The organism is Bradyrhizobium valentinum, assembly GCF_001440405.1.
Classification (GTDB): Bacteria; Pseudomonadota; Alphaproteobacteria; order Rhizobiales; family Xanthobacteraceae; genus Bradyrhizobium; species Bradyrhizobium valentinum.
In genome coordinates this window covers 1-329 of record NZ_LLXX01000149.1, presented here as the reverse complement: position 1 = coordinate 329, position 329 = coordinate 1, and the positions used below count along the sequence as shown (strand labels likewise).

Sequence of the window (329 nt, the reverse complement as noted above, 5' to 3'; positions counted from 1 at the left end):
TGGTGCAATCGCGTTATCGTCGAGCGGACCAAACGCTGCCTTGCCGCTCGACAATTTCTTTTCGCTGCATCCGGCGATGCCGGAATTTTCGCGGATGTATCGCGAGAAGAAGGCTGCCGTGGTTCACGCGGTGGCGACGTCCTATCGCGACCGGTCGCATTTCGACGGCCAGGACGTGCTCGAAAGCGGCTTTGCAGGTCCCGGCCGGGTGCAGTCCGGCTGGCTCAACCGCGCGCTGGAAGGCCTGCCCAAAGGCGAGCGGGTGACGAGCGCGCTGGCGGTCGGCCCGACCACGCCCCTGGTGCTGCGTGGCGCGGCGCCGACGGTCG

At 67.2% G+C, this 329-nt stretch carries 1 protein-coding gene; it reads left to right on the top strand.

Annotation, left to right across the window (positions count from 1 at the left end; translation table 11 throughout):
* Positions 1-329, top strand: a 329-nt coding sequence (locus CP49_RS47875) for a DUF1501 domain-containing protein (RefSeq protein WP_420807650.1), incomplete at both ends; no start/stop codon positions are given.